The 15,195-nt window shown below is 70.4% G+C and carries 16 protein-coding genes and 1 pseudogene; 6 read left to right on the top strand and 11 right to left on the bottom strand.

The genetic code is table 11. From position 1 onward, the window contains the following. Nucleotides 1-82: 82 nt before the first annotated feature. Together ABZ444_RS36925 and ABZ444_RS36920 are read right to left on the bottom strand one after the other, a co-directional pair. Nucleotides 83-1,846 carry an alpha/beta hydrolase gene (locus tag ABZ444_RS36925; protein WP_358007505.1) on the bottom strand — a complete coding sequence of 588 codons (1,764 nt, stop codon included), beginning with the start codon at nucleotides 1,844-1,846 and terminating at the stop codon, nucleotides 83-85. A gap of 249 nt (nucleotides 1,847-2,095) precedes the next feature. Continuing rightward, nucleotides 2,096-2,737, bottom strand: a complete 642-nt coding sequence (locus ABZ444_RS36920) for a histidine phosphatase family protein (protein ID WP_358007502.1) — start codon at nucleotides 2,735-2,737, stop codon at nucleotides 2,096-2,098. A 279-nt stretch (nucleotides 2,738-3,016) separates the two neighbouring features. On the opposite strand from ABZ444_RS36920, the gene ABZ444_RS36915 reads away from it, so the two are divergent. Beyond that, nucleotides 3,017-4,195: a cytochrome P450 gene (locus ABZ444_RS36915; protein ID WP_358007499.1), complete on the top strand. Its 1,179-nt coding sequence runs from the start codon at nucleotides 3,017-3,019 to the stop codon at nucleotides 4,193-4,195. A 64-nt stretch (nucleotides 4,196-4,259) separates the two neighbouring features. Here the strand turns inward: ABZ444_RS36915 and ABZ444_RS36910 are convergent, their stop codons facing one another. Then, nucleotides 4,260-4,901 (bottom strand): DsbA family protein, encoded by a 642-nt coding sequence (locus ABZ444_RS36910; protein WP_358007496.1) that lies wholly within the window; start codon nucleotides 4,899-4,901, stop codon nucleotides 4,260-4,262. A gap of 65 nt (nucleotides 4,902-4,966) precedes the next feature. On the opposite strand from ABZ444_RS36910, the gene ABZ444_RS36905 reads away from it, so the two are divergent. The 5 genes from ABZ444_RS36905 (at nucleotide 4,967) to ABZ444_RS36885 (ending at nucleotide 9,151) form a co-directional block, all read left to right on the top strand. Continuing rightward, nucleotides 4,967-5,179: a hypothetical protein gene (locus ABZ444_RS36905; protein ID WP_358007493.1), complete on the top strand. Its 213-nt coding sequence runs from the start codon at nucleotides 4,967-4,969 to the stop codon at nucleotides 5,177-5,179. Between the two features lie 186 nt (nucleotides 5,180-5,365). After that, the gene (locus tag ABZ444_RS36900; RefSeq protein WP_358007491.1) at nucleotides 5,366-6,580 is read left to right on the top strand and encodes a cytochrome P450; all 1,215 of its coding nucleotides are present in this window, start codon (nucleotides 5,366-5,368) and stop codon (nucleotides 6,578-6,580) included. A gap of 23 nt (nucleotides 6,581-6,603) precedes the next feature. Next, nucleotides 6,604-6,801 carry a ferredoxin gene (locus ABZ444_RS36895; RefSeq protein ID WP_358007488.1) on the top strand — a complete coding sequence of 66 codons (198 nt, stop codon included), beginning with the start codon at nucleotides 6,604-6,606 and terminating at the stop codon, nucleotides 6,799-6,801. Then, nucleotides 6,798-7,982 (top strand): FAD-dependent oxidoreductase, encoded by a 1,185-nt coding sequence (locus ABZ444_RS36890; RefSeq protein ID WP_358007485.1) that lies wholly within the window; start codon nucleotides 6,798-6,800, stop codon nucleotides 7,980-7,982. Before ABZ444_RS36895 ends, ABZ444_RS36890 begins: the two co-directional genes overlap by 4 nt. A 578-nt stretch (nucleotides 7,983-8,560) precedes the next feature. Next, a complete protein-coding gene (locus ABZ444_RS36885; RefSeq protein WP_358007482.1) occupies nucleotides 8,561-9,151 on the top strand; it encodes a GNAT family N-acetyltransferase in 591 nt (196 codons plus the stop codon). Nucleotides 9,152-9,539: 388 nt separating this feature from the next. Here ABZ444_RS36885 and ABZ444_RS36880 read toward each other — a convergent pair whose 3' ends face one another. The 8 genes and pseudogenes from ABZ444_RS36880 to ABZ444_RS36845 form a co-directional block, all read right to left on the bottom strand. Further along, nucleotides 9,540-10,202, bottom strand: a complete 663-nt coding sequence (locus ABZ444_RS36880; protein ID WP_358007479.1) for a DUF2993 domain-containing protein — start codon at nucleotides 10,200-10,202, stop codon at nucleotides 9,540-9,542. A gap of 61 nt (nucleotides 10,203-10,263) precedes the next feature. After that, nucleotides 10,264-11,121, bottom strand: coding sequence for a hypothetical protein (locus ABZ444_RS36875; RefSeq protein ID WP_358007476.1), 858 nt, complete (start codon nucleotides 11,119-11,121; stop codon nucleotides 10,264-10,266). Next, on the bottom strand, nucleotides 11,118-11,459 hold the full coding sequence (locus tag ABZ444_RS36870; protein ID WP_358007473.1) for a helix-turn-helix transcriptional regulator: 342 nt from the start codon (nucleotides 11,457-11,459) through the stop codon (nucleotides 11,118-11,120). The genes ABZ444_RS36875 and ABZ444_RS36870 overlap by 4 nt, the downstream gene beginning before the upstream one ends. Before the next feature lie 229 nt (nucleotides 11,460-11,688). Next, nucleotides 11,689-12,027, bottom strand: coding sequence for a hypothetical protein (locus tag ABZ444_RS36865; RefSeq protein ID WP_358007470.1), 339 nt, complete (start codon nucleotides 12,025-12,027; stop codon nucleotides 11,689-11,691). Between the two features lie 599 nt (nucleotides 12,028-12,626). Further along, nucleotides 12,627-13,439, bottom strand: a complete 813-nt coding sequence (locus ABZ444_RS36860) for a class I SAM-dependent methyltransferase (RefSeq protein ID WP_358007467.1) — start codon at nucleotides 13,437-13,439, stop codon at nucleotides 12,627-12,629. Between the two features lie 9 nt (nucleotides 13,440-13,448). Continuing rightward, complete coding sequence (locus tag ABZ444_RS36855; RefSeq protein WP_358007464.1) at nucleotides 13,449-13,904, bottom strand: transcriptional regulator; 456 nt, start codon at nucleotides 13,902-13,904, stop codon at nucleotides 13,449-13,451. A 33-nt stretch (nucleotides 13,905-13,937) separates the two neighbouring features. Beyond that, nucleotides 13,938-14,867, bottom strand: coding sequence for an alpha/beta fold hydrolase (locus tag ABZ444_RS36850; protein ID WP_358007461.1), 930 nt, complete (start codon nucleotides 14,865-14,867; stop codon nucleotides 13,938-13,940). Nucleotides 14,868-15,002: 135 nt separating this feature from the next. Further along, a pseudogene (locus ABZ444_RS36845) lies at nucleotides 15,003-15,195 on the bottom strand (AraC family transcriptional regulator); the annotation flags it as partial.

The following is a 15,195-nucleotide window of genomic DNA, read 5'->3' as shown; positions in this document are numbered from 1 at the left end:
CCCGCAGCCGGAACTCCGTGCCGACTTTCGCCACCCAGCAGAGCTGACGCACGTCCGGTCAGGCCAACCCGAGCGGCGGGGCCTACTCGAAGGGGATGCCGTCGACGGTGCCGGATACGGATGGCTGAGTGGAGAACGCCGTCCAGGAGAGCGTCACCTTGTGGGTGCGTCGGCCGGTCTCGGCCGTGAGGGTGGCGGTGGCGTGGCCGTCCGGGGTGATGGTGACCAGGCCGCTGACCCGCAGGTCGCGCACGAACCGCACGCCGTCGAGCGTGATGTCCTGACCGAAGGTGACCTGGCCGCCGCGCAACCCCGGCTCGTTCGTCCGCCCGAAGTAGTAGAAGGCGTGCGGGTTGCGGCGGGCGGTGGCGTCGGCGGCGGTGGCGAAGGCGGCCGCGAGGATCCGCCGCCGGCTCGGGCTGAGCTCGGGGGCCGGGTGCGGCGCCACGTCCCTGACCCGTTGCGGGAACGCACCGACGGCGCGGTAGTTCTCGCCGGTGCATTTCTGGTCGACCACCCGCTTGGTGGTCAGGAAGGTACGCAACATGCCGCGTACGCACTCACCCATCGGCGACGGGAAGAAGGACTGGGCGTGCATCCCGAACGGGATCCGGATGATGGTCGCGTTCGGGAAGACCCGGAGGGAACGCTCCACCTCGGCGGGGCGGTTGACGTCGAAGTCCCCTGCCACCACCAGGACGGGCACGTCGGGCAGCGCCTGTCCGGGCGGGCGCGGCGGGCTGTGCCGTGGGGTGGGCCAGTTGATGCACCACTCCTGGCCGGCGACCGCCTCGGTGGGGAAGACGTCGGTGGGCTGAAAGGGCGCCATCGGGCGTTCTCGCTCGTAGTACCGCTCGGCTTGGGCCTGACGTTCGGCCGCCGGGGCCAGCCGGTCGAAGGGGAAGGAGCCGTCGCCACAGCGGAAGGCCACATGCCCCGCGAGCCAGGGAGGATCGAACGGCGGGACGGTTCCGGGGATCAGCCGGGCCAGGCGGCGTAGTGGGACCGGGTCCCCGCCGAGGTAGGCGTGTGCGGCCGCGACGACCTCCCGGCCGAGCACCGCTTCGGCCGGCTCACGCAGGGTGAGCGCCTGGTGCAGCGTCACCTCCGGGTCGGGGTGCTTGCGAAGCCGGTCCACCAGCCTCTTCCAGGTGTCGGAGGCCTTGCCGGGCAGCGCGTCGCATGGCCTCGAACGCTCACAGACGAGATCAAGGTAGTCGAGCCGGGCGTCGAACCGCTGCTCGGCGTACCCGTCGCGGCCGATGACCATGGAGCTGTCCAGGAAGACGGCGTCCAGGCTGCCGGGGTACCGGGCCGCGTACGCCTGGGCGTACAGGGTGCCGTAGGAGTTGCCGTAGTAGCTCATCTTTCCCAGGCCGAGCGCTCGCCGTACCGCGTCGAGGTCGTGCGAGGCCTGGTCGGCGGTGAAGTACGCGCCTCGCGGGCCCACGCTCTCGGCACAGGCGGCGATGGTCCCGGGCTTGAAGGGGTCGGCTCCCGGGCACAGCAGCGGCGACGACTGCCCCATTCCGCGTGGATCCATGACCAGCAGGTTCTTCCGGTCAAGGACGGGCCCGAGAGCTCGCTGGATGTCGGGGGTCGCCGGCAGGGCCGGCATCGGCCCGCCGCGGTTGGCCGCCACCGTGCCGTCGGCGTCCCTGGCCGGGATGAAGGTGAAGGCCACGGAGATGCGCTCGGAGAAGGGGTTCTCCCAGTCAAGGGGGACCTCGATGGTGCCGTCGCAGCGTGTGGTCGCGGTCGCGCACTCATGCAGGCCGGTCGCAGGGGACGGGGGGCCGGGCAACAGGGCGGCGGCGAGGACGAGCCCCAATGTCTTGGTGATCATGCACCCAGCCTCCCTGCCCTTGTTCCGAGTTTCCTCAGCACCGAGAAGGGTTGGGCTGTGGGAGCCTGCTCCCTGCCGTCTGCGACTGCGGGCTGATCTCCGCCCCGGCACTCCAGGTGAAGGTGCCCGCAGACCCGCGCGTCCGGGGCGGCGCCTGGCGATCGAGGCGGTGGCACGGCACCAGCACGTTCGGTCGTCCGATGAGGGCGAACCGGGCTCGCCCCGCCCGGCCGAGGCAGGCCGTGGAGGTCAGCCGGCTTCGGCGGAATCGAGATGGCGGGCGTCGCCGAGGCTGACGACCGTGCGGTTGTGGAAGAAGTCGTCTTCGCGCAGCGTGGTGATGCTGCCAGACGGCACCCGGAAGCCGGCATAGCCGGCCGCCGCGATCGGCATCTTGATCCAGGACGTCACGACGCATGTCAGGGAGCCACCGTGAGTCACGATGATCTGGTGTTCGCAGGGACGCTGCAAGATCTCGTCCATCGCCGCGTAGACGCGCCGCGCCAACGCCGCCTTGGTCTCGGCGCCCTCCACGCCCTCGTCGTGCTCCAACCGCTCCCCGACAGCCGGCGGCGGAATGAACCGCTGGTCCAGCCACTCCTGTGGCCTTCCCCCTGCTACTCCGTAGGATTTCTCCCGCAGTCTGCGGTCCAGGACGGGTTTCACACCGAACACTTCGGCAACCTTCTCGGCCGTCTGCCGGGTGCGCCGCAGATCCGAGGAGAACAGCTCCACCTCGGCGCCGTCCGGGATCTGGGCCCGCAGCGCCTGGGCGATGGAGGCTGCCGCGCGGAGGCCGGCCGGCGTCAGCTGCGAATCATGCCAGCCGCCGACGACCCTCTCGACGTGGTGCGTCGCCTCCGGATGGGTGACGGCGTAGATGGTGCGCATGCGCAAGGTCTTCCTGTCGGGGGCTGTTCCTGAGTGATCTTAAGAGTTGTTCAGGAGCGCAGCAGGGGGTCGAGGTTCTCCGGCACGCCCTGCCTTCCTGGCGCGCCGAGAGCGCGGTGCTGCCACACATCACCCCGGGGACCTTTGAAACGATCCTCGACAAATTGTGGAATCTGAAACAGACAGGAGGCACGCGTGACTCCCACAGCCGTGATTCTCGACAGCAGCGGACACCGCGTCCATGAGCAGGCCGACTTCTTACGCGCCGCCGGACCGGCCGTGCCCGTCCGGCTGCCCGGCGACCTCACCGCCTGGTCGGTGACCGACGGGGATGTCGTCAAGCACCTGCTGACGAGTCCCCACGTCTCCAAGGACGCGCGCAAGTCCTGGCCCGGCTACCGCCCCTACGCGATCGGCTGGCTCACCGCCTGGGTCGACGTGAGGAGCATGTTCACCGCCGACGACCCCGACCACCAGCGGTTGAGGAACCTGGTCGGCGCAGCGTTCACACCCCGCCGCGTAGAGGCGATGCAGCAGCCGATCACCACCATCGTCACCACGTTGCTGGACGACCTGACCGCCGATGCCCCGGGAGACGTGCTGGACCTGCGAGCACGCTACTCCTACAAGATCCCCACCCAGGTCATCTGCGACCTGTTCGGGGTGCCGCCGGATCAGCGGCCCGCCATGCTGGCCACCATCGACGCCGTGCTGGACACCAGCCTGTCAGCCGAGCAGGCGATCCGCGTACAGCAGGAGCTGATCGCATCGATGCACCGTCTCATCGAGGCCAAGCGAGCTCAGCCTGGCGACGACATGACCAGCCGGCTGATCACCGCCAGGGACAGCGGACTCGATCAGCTCAGCGACGACGAGCTCGTCAGCACGCTGCTCCTGATGATCGGCGCGGGCAGCGAGACCACGGTGTCTCTGCTCGACCACGCCGTCATCGCGATGCTCAGCCACCCCGAGCAGCTCGCTGTCGTCCGCCGCGATCCCGCACGCTGGGATGACGTCATCGAGGAGAGTCTGCGCCGGCACCCGCCCGTCATGCATCTGCCGATGCGCTACGCCACCGCGGACATCCCCTTGGACGGGCAGACCATCATCCGAGCCGGAGACCTCATCCTCATCTGCTTCGGCGCTCACGGGCGTGACCCTGCCGTCAATGCCGAGCCTGACCGCTTCGACATCGACCGGCGCGACCGGGCGCACCTGGCCTTCGGCCACGGCATGCACTATTGCTTGGGCGCGCCGCTGGCCCGGCTGGAGGCGCGCATCGCGCTGCCCGCACTGTTCGACCGCTTTCCCGATCTGCGGCTGGCCACCGGCCCGCAGGATCTCCAGCCGCTCCCCTCCTTCATCGGCACCGACGTACTACGACTGCCCGTGACGCGTGGCAACCAGACGCCGGACTGTGCCAGGACATCGAAACGGCGGGAGTGCCATGCGCGATGAACGACGAGCACGGCCGGCCCGCGATCAGGACCCGTCGACCGCGTAGGCCCGGCTGCGGTGTCCCTCAGTCGAAGGACGGTCTGACGCTCCGCCCCCGGCTCCGCTTGAGCTCGAAGAAGTCCTCCGTCCCGGCGACCAGGACCAGGCCGTCCCAGAGCCTGCCGGCTGCTTCGCCGCGGGGCGCCTGCCTGATCACCGGGCCGAACAGGGCCATGCCGCCGATGCGGAGAACGGGAGTCCCGACATCGAGCCCCACCTCGTTGAAGGCCTCATCGTGGGAGTCCCTGATGAGCTGATCGAACTCCTCGCCGTCGGCGGCCGCCGCCAACGCGGCGGGCAGGCCCACCTCTGTGAGGGCTTCGGTGACGACCGCGGGGTCATCGCGACGTTTCTGGTTGTGGAACCGGGTGCCGACGGCGGTGTACAACGGGCCGAGAACTCCGCGGCCGGCGTGCTCGGCGGCGGCCGCGCAGACCCGGACCGGCCCCCAGGCCTTCTCCATCTGGTTCCGGTAGTCCTCGCTCATCCCCTCACCCGCACGCTGGACGAGGTTCAGGTGGGCCAGCGACATGAGCCGCCAGTCGGCGTGCACCGGCCGGACCTTCTCGACCTCCAGCAGCCAGCGTGAGGTGACCCAGGCCCAGGGGCACAGCGGATCGAACCAGAACGGGACCTCGACGAGGTCCGGCTCTTTGGTGATCGTCATGATGCCTTCCTTCCTCTCGGACCGATCTCGCAGCGGGCGAAGTGCGCCGGCAACGTGTCGGGTTCGTGGCTGGGCAGGCTGAGGACGAGGTGCTTGGCCATCGGGATGGTGTCCAGAAGGTCGATGCGGGCCAGCGTTCGCCCTGGTTGTATATCACGCCGGCTTCGGTCCCGGCGGCTGTTCCCGACCACCGTCACACCCCGATGGATACCCCGATGGACGAGATCTCGATCGAGTGGTGCCAACCGGCCGACGCGGACGTACTGGCGGGTGAGTGACCGTGCGCCCAGGTTCCACCGCCGGTTGAGGCTTTCCCGCCCGCCCTTGCGGCGCTCCCGGGCGGAAGTCTCCGGGGCTGGTTCAACGACAGCCTTGACGTATGAGCGCTGCCGACCACGACGGTTCCCGCCCGGGCGGCCGTCATCGGCCCTGCGCGGACCACACAACCGAGGTGAGGAGAGACCATGACCGATGCCCTGCCGGATCCGGTGACATTCCCGATGCCCCGTGCGGCGGCGTGCCCGTTCGACCCGGCGCCCGAGCTGACCCGCCGTAGCGAGGAGGCGCCCGTCTCGCGCGTCCGTCTGTGGGACGGCACCACCCCCTGGCTGGTCACCCGCTACGACGACGCCCGCGCGGTGCTCGCCGATCCGCGCGTCAGCGTCGACGTGGCCGAGCCCGGCTTCCCGCACACCAACGCGGTGAGCAAGGCACGCGACGCGCGGATGAAGACGCTGATGCAGATGGACGCCCCCGAGCACACCACGCACCGGCGCCTGCTGACCGCCGACTTCATGATCAGGAAGATGGAGGCGCTGCGGCCCAGGATCCAGCGGATCGTCGACGACCTCATCGACGACCTGCTCGCCGGCCCCAACCCGGCCGACCTGGTGCGGGCGCTCGCGCTGCCGGTCCCCTCGCTGGTGATCTGCGAACTGCTCGGCGTGCCCTACGCGGACCGGGCCTTCTTCCAGCGGGCGGCGGGCGAGCTCGTCATGGACGAAGGCGACCCCGCGCGGGCCCTGGCCGCCGCCGAGGAGCTGAACGGCTACCTGGAGGCGCTGGTGCTGGCGAAGAGCGACGAGCCGGGCGACGACGTCCTCAGCAGACTGGCCGTGGAGCAGTACAGGACGGGCGCGATGACCCTGACCGAGATCTCCACGATGGGCCAGCTCCTGCTGGTGGCCGGGCACGACACCACCGCCAACATGATCGCGCTCGGCACGGCCGCGCTGCTGGCGCACCCCGACCAGCTCGCGGCGGTGCGCGACGGCGACCCGGCGCTGGTGGCCAACGCTGTGGAGGAGCTCCTGCGCTACCTGTCCATCACCCACACCGAGGCCCGCCGCGTCGCCCGCGAGGACCTGGAGGTCGGCGGCACGGTGATCGGCGCGGGCGAGGGCATCGTCGTGGTGAAGAGCACCGCCAACCGGGACCCGTCGGCCTTCCCGGACCCCGGCGTCCTCGACGTCCGCCGCGAGGTCCGCCACCACGTCGCCTTCGGGTTCGGCGCCCACCAGTGCCTGGGGCAGTCGCTGGCCCGGGTGGAGCTGCAGGTCGTCTACGGCACGCTCTACCGGCGCGTCCCCACGCTGGCGGCGGCCGTGCCGCTGGAGGAGCTGGCGTTCAAACAGCAGGCCGTCTTCTACGGCGTCCGCGAACTGCCCGTCACCTGGTGAGATCGAGCGAAGGAGTCAAGCACATGAAGGTCACCGTGGATCAGGACGCCTGCACCGGCTCGGGGCAGTGTGTCCTCGTCAGTCCCGACGTGTTCGACCAGCGCGACGAGGACGGCATCGTCGTCCTGCTGCGGGACAGCCCGGAATCGGGGCTGCACGAGGGCGTCGGCGAGGCCGCCCGGATCTGCCCGGCCCGCGCGATCACGCTCAGCGCGTCGTGAGCCGGACCTCCCGGATCGTGGTCGTGGGCGCCTCGGCGGCGGGCCTGACCGCCGCCGAGGCCCTGCGCCGCGACGGATTCACCGGCTCGCTGACCCTGGTCGGCGCCGAGCGGCGGGAACCCTACGACCGGCCGCCGCTGTCCAAGCAGATCCTGCTCGGCAGGTGGGCGCCCGACCGCGTGACGCTGCGCCGCCAGTGGGCGCCCGCCGGGCTGGGGGCCGACTGGCGGCTCGGCGTCGCCGCCACCGCCCTCGACACCGGCGCGCGTGAGCTCGTCCTGTCCGACGGCGGCGTCCTGCCCTACGACGGGCTGGTGATCGCCACCGGCGTCGTCCCGCGCCGGTTGCCGTCGGGGCACGAACTCGGCGGCGTGCACGTGCTGCGCACCCTCGACGACGCCCTCGCCCTGCGGGAGGGGCTGCTCGCCGCCCGGTCGGTGGTCGTCGTCGGCGCGGGCTTCCTCGGTACGGAGGTCGCCGCCGTCGCCCGGCAGCTCGGCCTGGACGTCACCCTGGTCGATCCGCTCCCCGCGCCGTTGATCGACCGGCTCGGCGACCGGGTGGCGCGGCTGCTGGCCGGCCTGCACACCGGGCACGGCGTCCGCCTGCGTCCCGGCACCCTGGTCACCGGCCTGACCGGCCGCGACGGCCAGGTGGACGGGGTCGATCTGGACGACGGCGCGCACGTCCCGGCCGACCTGGTGCTCGTGGCCGTCGGCTCGGCCCCGGCGACCGGCTGGCTGACCGGCAGCGGCCTGGAGGTGGAGGACGGCGTCAGGTGCGACCATCGGTGCCGGGCCGCTCCGGGCGTGGTCGCCGCCGGCGACGTGGCCTCCTGGCGGCACCCCCGCTTCGGCCGCCTGCGCGTCGAACACCGGCTGAACGCCACCGAGCAGGGCACGGCCGCGGCCCGGACGCTCCTCGGCGGCGAGGCCCCCTTCGCGCCCGTGCCCTACTTCTGGACCGACCAGTACGACGTGAGGATCCAGGTCCACGGCGTCACGGGCGGCGATGCCCGGTTCCAGGTCGTGGCCGGGGATCCCGCCACCGGCCGGTTCGCCGGCCTGTACGGCAGGGACGGCCACGTCATCGGCGCCGTGGCCTGGAACCTGCCCCGGCAGGCACGCGAGCTCCGCCGCCACGTCGCAGAGCGGACCCCGTGGCGGCAGGCCACCGAGTGAAGGCCAGCAGCGTTCGGAAGCTCTAAGAGGACGACGAGTTGCCGGCCCTGCCCCTCAGGGCGGGGCTCGGTGAGATCGCCAAGGTGCCGGACGGCTCCAACAACGCCGCAGAACCCGGAGGGCGTCCCGTCACGCCATTCAGGCCGTCCTGTCCGGAACGCCATCTGCCGCCGCCAGGGGCCGCGGCGGCCGGCCTTGTCGATGCCGGCCAGCCGCCGCTCTGTCTCGGCTGCGCTTCCAGCGGCGGAAGGCCAGCGTGAGGGTCCCGTCCGCGATGCGTTCGAGGTCTCGGCGCTTGAACAGCATGGGACTCGGGCTAACGGCGGGTGCCGGCGGCCGAACTTGGAACACCCCGTGAGTGTGACCACCGTCGTGCGCGGGTTCTTCGACCGATACGCTCGCGCCCTGCTCGCCCGGGACGAGAAGACCGTGCCGGAAAGACCGAGGGGTTCTTCGCCGGCGCCTGGGGCAGTACGACGGACTGAAGGACATGACATCGGCGCCACTGAACGCCACCTCCATCAACTCATCGACACGGGGCCCCCATGGAAGATCGCCGTACTGACCCCCTTCGGCCGATGAGCGCTCCCGCCTTCAGGATCGAGCCCGCGTCGGCGGACCGCTTCGACGACGTCTCGATCATGCTCGCCCCCCGAAGGCCGGGCACGACCGCCTGCTGGTGCCTGAGCCATCGCATCGACCCCGCGGTCAACCGGGAACTCGGTCCCGACCAGCGGCCAGGCTACATGCGACGCCTGTGCCGGCAGCCGGTCGCCCCGGGTGTCCTGGCCTACGACGTCGACGAGGTCGTCGGCTGGGCCGGTGTCGCGCCCCGCGCCGAGGTGTATTCCATCGCCCGCAGCGGCAGGATCCCCAAGATCGGCGACGACCTCGCGATCTGGTCGATCTGGTGTCTCAAAGTCCGTGCCGGCCACCGCGGCCGGGGAGTGGCGAGGGCGCTGATCGACGGCGCCGTCCGTTTCGCGCGCGAGCACGGCGCCGCGGCCGTCGAGGGCTACCCGGTCGACAACAAGGGCAAGAAGATCGACACCATGCTGGCGTTCGTCGGTACCCGCTCCCTGTTCGAGTCCGCCGGCTTCGTCAAGACCGCCGATACCGGATCGACGGCCGCCGGCGTGCCACGCATCGTCATGCGACTCGGCAGTTGAGGCCGGCTGGCCCGAGCGTCCGATCCGCGGGCCGGACAGGTGGTCCGCCGCGTCACGCCCCGGGTCGAGGCCCCTCGCGTACCGCGCCCGGCCAGCGGCGTCGAACGGGCGGTCAGGTCCTGGCGAAGGCGAAGCGGAGCATGCCCTTGTCCATGCGGGCCATGCCGGGGATCGCCCGCATGATCCGGCAGCGGATCCCTCAGCCGCGCGCCCATCGCACATCGTCCCTGTGGCACTCGTTGCGGCCCTCCGAGGTGGAGGGGTAGTACCCCGCGATCTGCCAGCCGGCCATGGATGCGGACGCCCCAGCCGGCGAGGAGGCCAGGACGGCGGGGGCAACAAGGGCCAGGGTTGCGGCGAAACGGACGACAGGGCGAAGGGGCCGACCTCAGCCACGAATCGGCACGTCGAACGCTTCGGCGGAGAGCTCCAGCCCGTCCGGCAGGCTCCTGACCCCGATCAGCTTCACATCGAAGGGCAGACTGAACGGGATCGGGTAGGAGATCAGTTGCGCGACCTGGTCCGGCACGGGCACGCCCGGTATTTTCTCGGCCTGGAGCTTGATCCTCCCGTCGGCGACTTCGACCCGCATCTCGGCGTTGAACTTCACCTTGTTCGCCCCGATCGTCACCTCCCCGGAGGCCGTGAGCCGCTGCCCGTCACCGCCGATCTTCACGCCGCTCGGAGCGTACTTGTCGATCGTCGCCCTGAGCAGGGTGCCGCTGATGGTCACGCGGCCGGCCTGGATGTCGGCTCGGTTCTGCAGGGCGTCGGCGAGGGGCGCCCTCACGTCGTATGCGACACCCCGCAGATTCTTGACCGGCACGCCGCCGTAGGTGAAGGTGCCGAGATCGAACCGCACCTCTGGATAGCGCCCCGACACGGCCTGCGTGAGAAACGGGAGGCCCTCGATCGACACGCTCGGCGTGCCGGAGAGGTTGGGGACGGCGGCGATCCTGTTCGCGAGCTCCCGCTCGACGCTCGCCGCGGCGACTCGGTCGATGATGAGGAGGACGACGACCGCGATCAGGAGAAGGATCACCTTGCGCATGGGGCCGTCCGCATGCGCCGGCGCCCGCGGACGGCCTTGACTGCCGTTCCAGCGTCACTCATCAGTCAACGGACCTCTGCGCGAGCGACCCAGAACGGACGGCGGCACCCAGAAACCCGGCCGACCCCAGCCCCAACAGCGTGATCCCCCACAGTCCGACCATCACGAGCTGGGGGAACATCGCCAGCATGACCGGTGAGAGCATCACCACGCTCCTGCGCCCTGTCGGAGATCGTGCGGCCACTCCGCAGGCCACCGCACCCAGCCCGAGCGGGAGCAGTTCGGGCGGCACTCCGGCCTCCCGCAGGGTGGCTCCCAGCTGCCACGTCACGGCGCCCACCGCCAGAGCCGCCCCGGACCACGCCAGGATCCGCCTGCGGCCCACCAGCGACAGCCCTCGCCGCGGCTGCGCCACCCCGGTCAGCGCCGCCGCTACCAGCACAAAGGACCCGACGATGCCGCAGAGTGCCACCCCCATCTCCAAGGAGACGCCTGTGGCCGACAACATCGCCGTGGCGATCATGGCTGCGCCGAACAGGATCGCCCAGATCCACGCGACCGCCGCAGCGGGCCGGCGGCGATCGGTCCAGGCCAGGAAGGTGGTCAGGATGCCCATCAGGAGCAGCTCGACGCTGATGCCCAACTGAATCTGGTAGGTGAGCAACACGACGGGGCCGACCACCGCGACGACACGCACCGCATCGCGCCAGCGCGTCATGGACTCCGGCCCGAACGCCCAGCGGACGCGGATCGCGGCGCCACCCTTGACGAGGTCGAGGACGTCCCGCGGCTCCGGATGACGCTGCCCGGGCCGCGCCGTCGCCATCAGCACGTTGAGCATCTCCTCCTCGTGCCGCTCCCGGTGCTCGCGCGGGTACCAGCGGAGAAGGCGGCGGTAACGTCGTTCGAGGTCGCTCACGCGACACCTCCGGCGGGGCGCGTCCGCAGCCGGGCGGCGGCGGTCCTCGCGTTGCGCCGCAGTCGTTCGACTTCGGCGGCCAGGCGGCCGCTGCCCTCGTGGGTGAGGCGGTAGTAGCGCCGCAACCGCCCGCCGACGATCTCCTCCCGGTCCTCCGCGATCAGCCCTTCGGACTGGAGCCGGTCCAGGGCGGCGTACAGGGTCCCGGCCCGCAACCGGACCTCGCCCTCGGAGATCCGCTCAACGTCGACGATGATGCCGTAACCGTGCTGAGGCTCGGCGGCCAGCGCGGTCAAGATGAGGAACGAAGGCTCCTGCAAGGAGCGCGACTTGGACACAGGATCTTTATATACCGACGGTCGGTACATTGGAAGGATTGAGAAGTCGACTCCTCGGCGAAGCGGTGTGAAGGTGCCGTCGAACGCTTGCTGCCGGCGGTACCGATCGGGACGCTCCGGACCGAGACATCCGGTGCGACCCCGACCGGCCGCACGTCACCTCAACCCGGTCTCGTGCCGGCCACGTCGACCAGCGCTGCGGGGCTCACCGGCGCAGGTGGAGAGCCGATCAGCAGTACTTGATGCCGCGGTAGGAACCATCGTTCCAGCTCAGGAGGGCCATCTCGCCGTGATCGAGGTACACGCACTTCGGGTCGGGCCCGCTCTTCACGTCGATGGTGAATCCCCTGTTGAACTCCCAGCCGCAATACATGATGATCGCCCATCCGGTGTTGCCCGACCATCCCCTGTCCAGCAGACCCACATTGGCCCAGCCGCGGTCCGAGCATTGGTCCAGGGCCGTTGCGGAACCGGCCGCCGCGGGACCGGCCCCGATGACCCCGGCCATGGCCGCGGCGGTGGTGAACGCCAAGCTCAGAGCGGCGATCTTGGTTTTGACGGTTGTCATGTTCATCTCCTTCGATTCGTGCACAGCCCACGTTGGTGGGAGCTGTCAGGACAGCCTTGATCTGCGAGTCGTGGCGGAGACCGCTGAGATGGCCGGCCACACGCATGGGGTGGCGGTCTACTCGTGGCGGGCGATCGGCACACCGGGCGGCTGTTGACGGGGGGCCGATGAACGGGGCCGGTTGTCGTCTGGTCGACTACGGCGAGAGCGCACCGCGACGGATGTCAGTGGTCACCTCCCGGCGATGCCGGGACCGCGCTTCCAGATGGCTGAGAAGTTCTCCGAGCGTCGAGAGAAGAGGTGAACCTTCGCCCCCAACTCTCGCATGATCGGCCGCGTCACGCGTTAGGGCTGGGCGCACGCCTTGTTGTGACTGAACGCACGGACCAACGCCTGCGCACCACCGACACGGGTATGGCTGAGGAGCGGCGGCCAGATTCGCCACGCGTACGCCGCCGCCCTGCGGCCGGCAGACGGCCGCTACCTGACCGCCCCAGGGGAGAGCCTCTGCGCCTGCTCGTCTTGCCCGTCGGAGGGAAACGTACGCAGAGGCCCGTTCCGGCAGCGCGGGCGCACTCGCGTGCGTTGCCGTGCCAGGCTCAGAACCGGTAGCGGAGAACGCGTGCCCCTTGCCGGGACAAGGTCGTGCTGCGGGCGGTGAGACGGGTCAGCGCCCGTAGGGGTTGCGGGAATCGGGCCACTTCCGGAGCGCGGGTGAGGATCTGCTCCTCGATCAGTTCGAGGCCGGCGTCCCAGGACTCGGGTTCGTGCGCGTCGTCGAAGCCCTGGGCGGCCCCGATGCCGAGTGCCTTGATGGTCGGGTGGTACTTCATGGCCCAGGCGGCGAAGCGGGTGTAGCCGTTGAGCGCGAGCTCACCCGAGGGGAAATGGCCGGTCAGCGCGCGGGTCATCGTCTGGAAGGAGTCGCCGGGCATGAAGGGGAGCAGCCCCTCGGCGACGATCATCGCCGGCCGGTCACCGGGGACGGCCGAGAGCCAGTCGGAGCCGGTGAGGTCGGCTCCGACCAGGTGGGAACGGCCGGGCAGGCGTCCGGATCGCAGGTCCACCACTTCGGGGAAGTCGACGTCGTACCAGTCGACGCCCGGCGGCGGATCACAGCGGGACATCCTGGTGTCCAGGCCGCAGCCCAGGTCGAGCACCACGCATCCGGGGTGAGCCGCGACGTAGGCACGGACGACGTCGTCGAGCTTCTTGGCGCGCAGTGCCGTGGTGAGGACGAGGCTGGGCTTGACCTTCAGCATGCCGAAGTCGTAGTCGACGCTGCCGGCCAGGTCGGCGGAGAGCGTGTCGCCGAGGATCGGATGGGAGAGCCCGGCGTCCAGGGCCCTCGCGTGGAGAGTGAGCAGCAGCGTTTCCTGGATCAGCCCCAGCTCGGGTTTCCAGCGGTGCATGGAGATTCCTCAATGGCGTGGCGGATGGTGGGCCGCGAGGTTCTGCAGCCATGTCAGGGAGTCGTGGGCGGCCTTGATGCGCTCGGTGCGCTGCCCCTCGCCGCCCGCGATGTCGAGCCCTTCGTCGGCGATCTCGCCGAACGCGCTCAGGCTGTCGAGCTTGCGCTGGATGACCTTCTGCCAGGCGTCGTCCTCGATGCGGTAGTAGGAGGTGCGATCCCCGGGCCTTCTCACCTTCTTGACCAGGTCGATGGCCGTGAGAAAGCGCATGTTCGAGGTGAGCGAGGCCCGGCTGGCCTGGATGGCCTCGGCGATCTGGCCGGCGGACTGCTCGGCCGGATCGCAGATCATGAGCCAGCCGAGGATGCGTCCGGTGATGGGCGGCAGCCCCCACTCCTCGACGCAGAAGGCGGACACCCGCTCCACCCATCGAAGCAGCCGGTCCTGCTGTTCCTCGGCGCTCATCGTCGCGTCCTCCCTTGGTGATCGTGTGCCGGTTCACTGTGTCATGGCGGTCACCGACTCGTAGGTGGGTGTCGGGGTGAGGCCCGCCGGCGCGGTCCTGCGCAGGTGGAGGTCGAACCAGTCGATGGCGAGCGCCATCGCCTCCTGCAGGCCGGGCCCGGTGTAGAGGCCGAGCACGTCGTACGGCAGCACCGCGAGCCGCTTGGGCTCGCCCGCCTTGGCGAAGGCGCTCTGCGCCTCTTCGAGCATGTGGTACGGGTCCCAGCCGCCGTTGGCGATCATCAGCAGCGGCGTCGGCGCCAGCCGGTGGATGAGGTTCTCCGGGGCGAAGGTGAGCAGGTGCTCGGCCGAGTCGAGGGTCTTCTCGTTGCGGTAGGAGGGAAACAGGCGGGTCGAGATGTCCGGAGCGTCCTTCACGCTGTCGCCCTCCAGCGTCAGGTGCGGCACGCGAGCGCTCTGCTCGCCCTCGTAGCGCCGCTGCCAGTCCTGCTGCAGCCGGTCGCGCAGCGCGTGAACGCCGGCGCGGCCCAGGAGGCGTTCGGTGTACCGCCATCCGTCCCACACGCTGGGGCTCTGCACCACAACGCACTTGATGCGCCGATCGAGCACGGCGGCCTGGGCCGCCACCGAGCCGCCGATGCTCACCCCCCACACCCCGATCCGCTCCGGCTGCACCTCGGGACGGGTCCGCAGGTAGGACACGGCGCTGCGGAAGTCCTCCACCTGCCGCTCCGGGTGATCCAGGCCGCGCGGCTCGCCCTCGCTGGAACCGACCGTGCGGTAGTCGATGGCCAGCACCGCGAAGCCGGCCTCGACGAAGTGCGGCGCGAAGAACGCCAGCGCCTCCTTGACCATCACCCCGCTGTGCCCGAGCACCAGCCCGGGGACCGGGTCACTCGTGTCCGGGAGGTAGAGATCGCCCGCGCAGCGGGTGCCGAGGCTGTTGAAGGTCACGTGTTCCATGGCTCGCTCCCTAGTAGCGGCTAGTCATTTCAATCATGACTGAAATGACTAGCAATTTCAACACATTCGGCGTCCCGTGTCGGTGGCCGCGCCGCGGTGCTCTTCGGGCGGAGGTCGGGGCCGCCCTCGGCGTCATCAACGTGTGTGGCCGTCGTCCGCCTCTGACGTGGCGCGGGTCAGGGCCTCGTGCCGGTAGTCCTTGGGCGGCAGGCCGTACCTGGCGCGGAAGGACTTGCTGAGGTCGGCGGCGCGGATGAATCCCCAGCGGGCGGCGATGACATGGATGGGCTGCCCGGCCAGGCTCGGATCGGCCAGGTCGGCGCGGCAG

This window comes from Nonomuraea sp. NPDC005730, from assembly GCF_040630865.1.
Classification (GTDB): domain Bacteria; phylum Actinomycetota; class Actinomycetes; order Streptosporangiales; family Streptosporangiaceae; genus Nonomuraea.
Note: the sequence above shows the minus strand (reverse complement) of the source record. Positions and strands in the feature narration are given on the sequence as shown.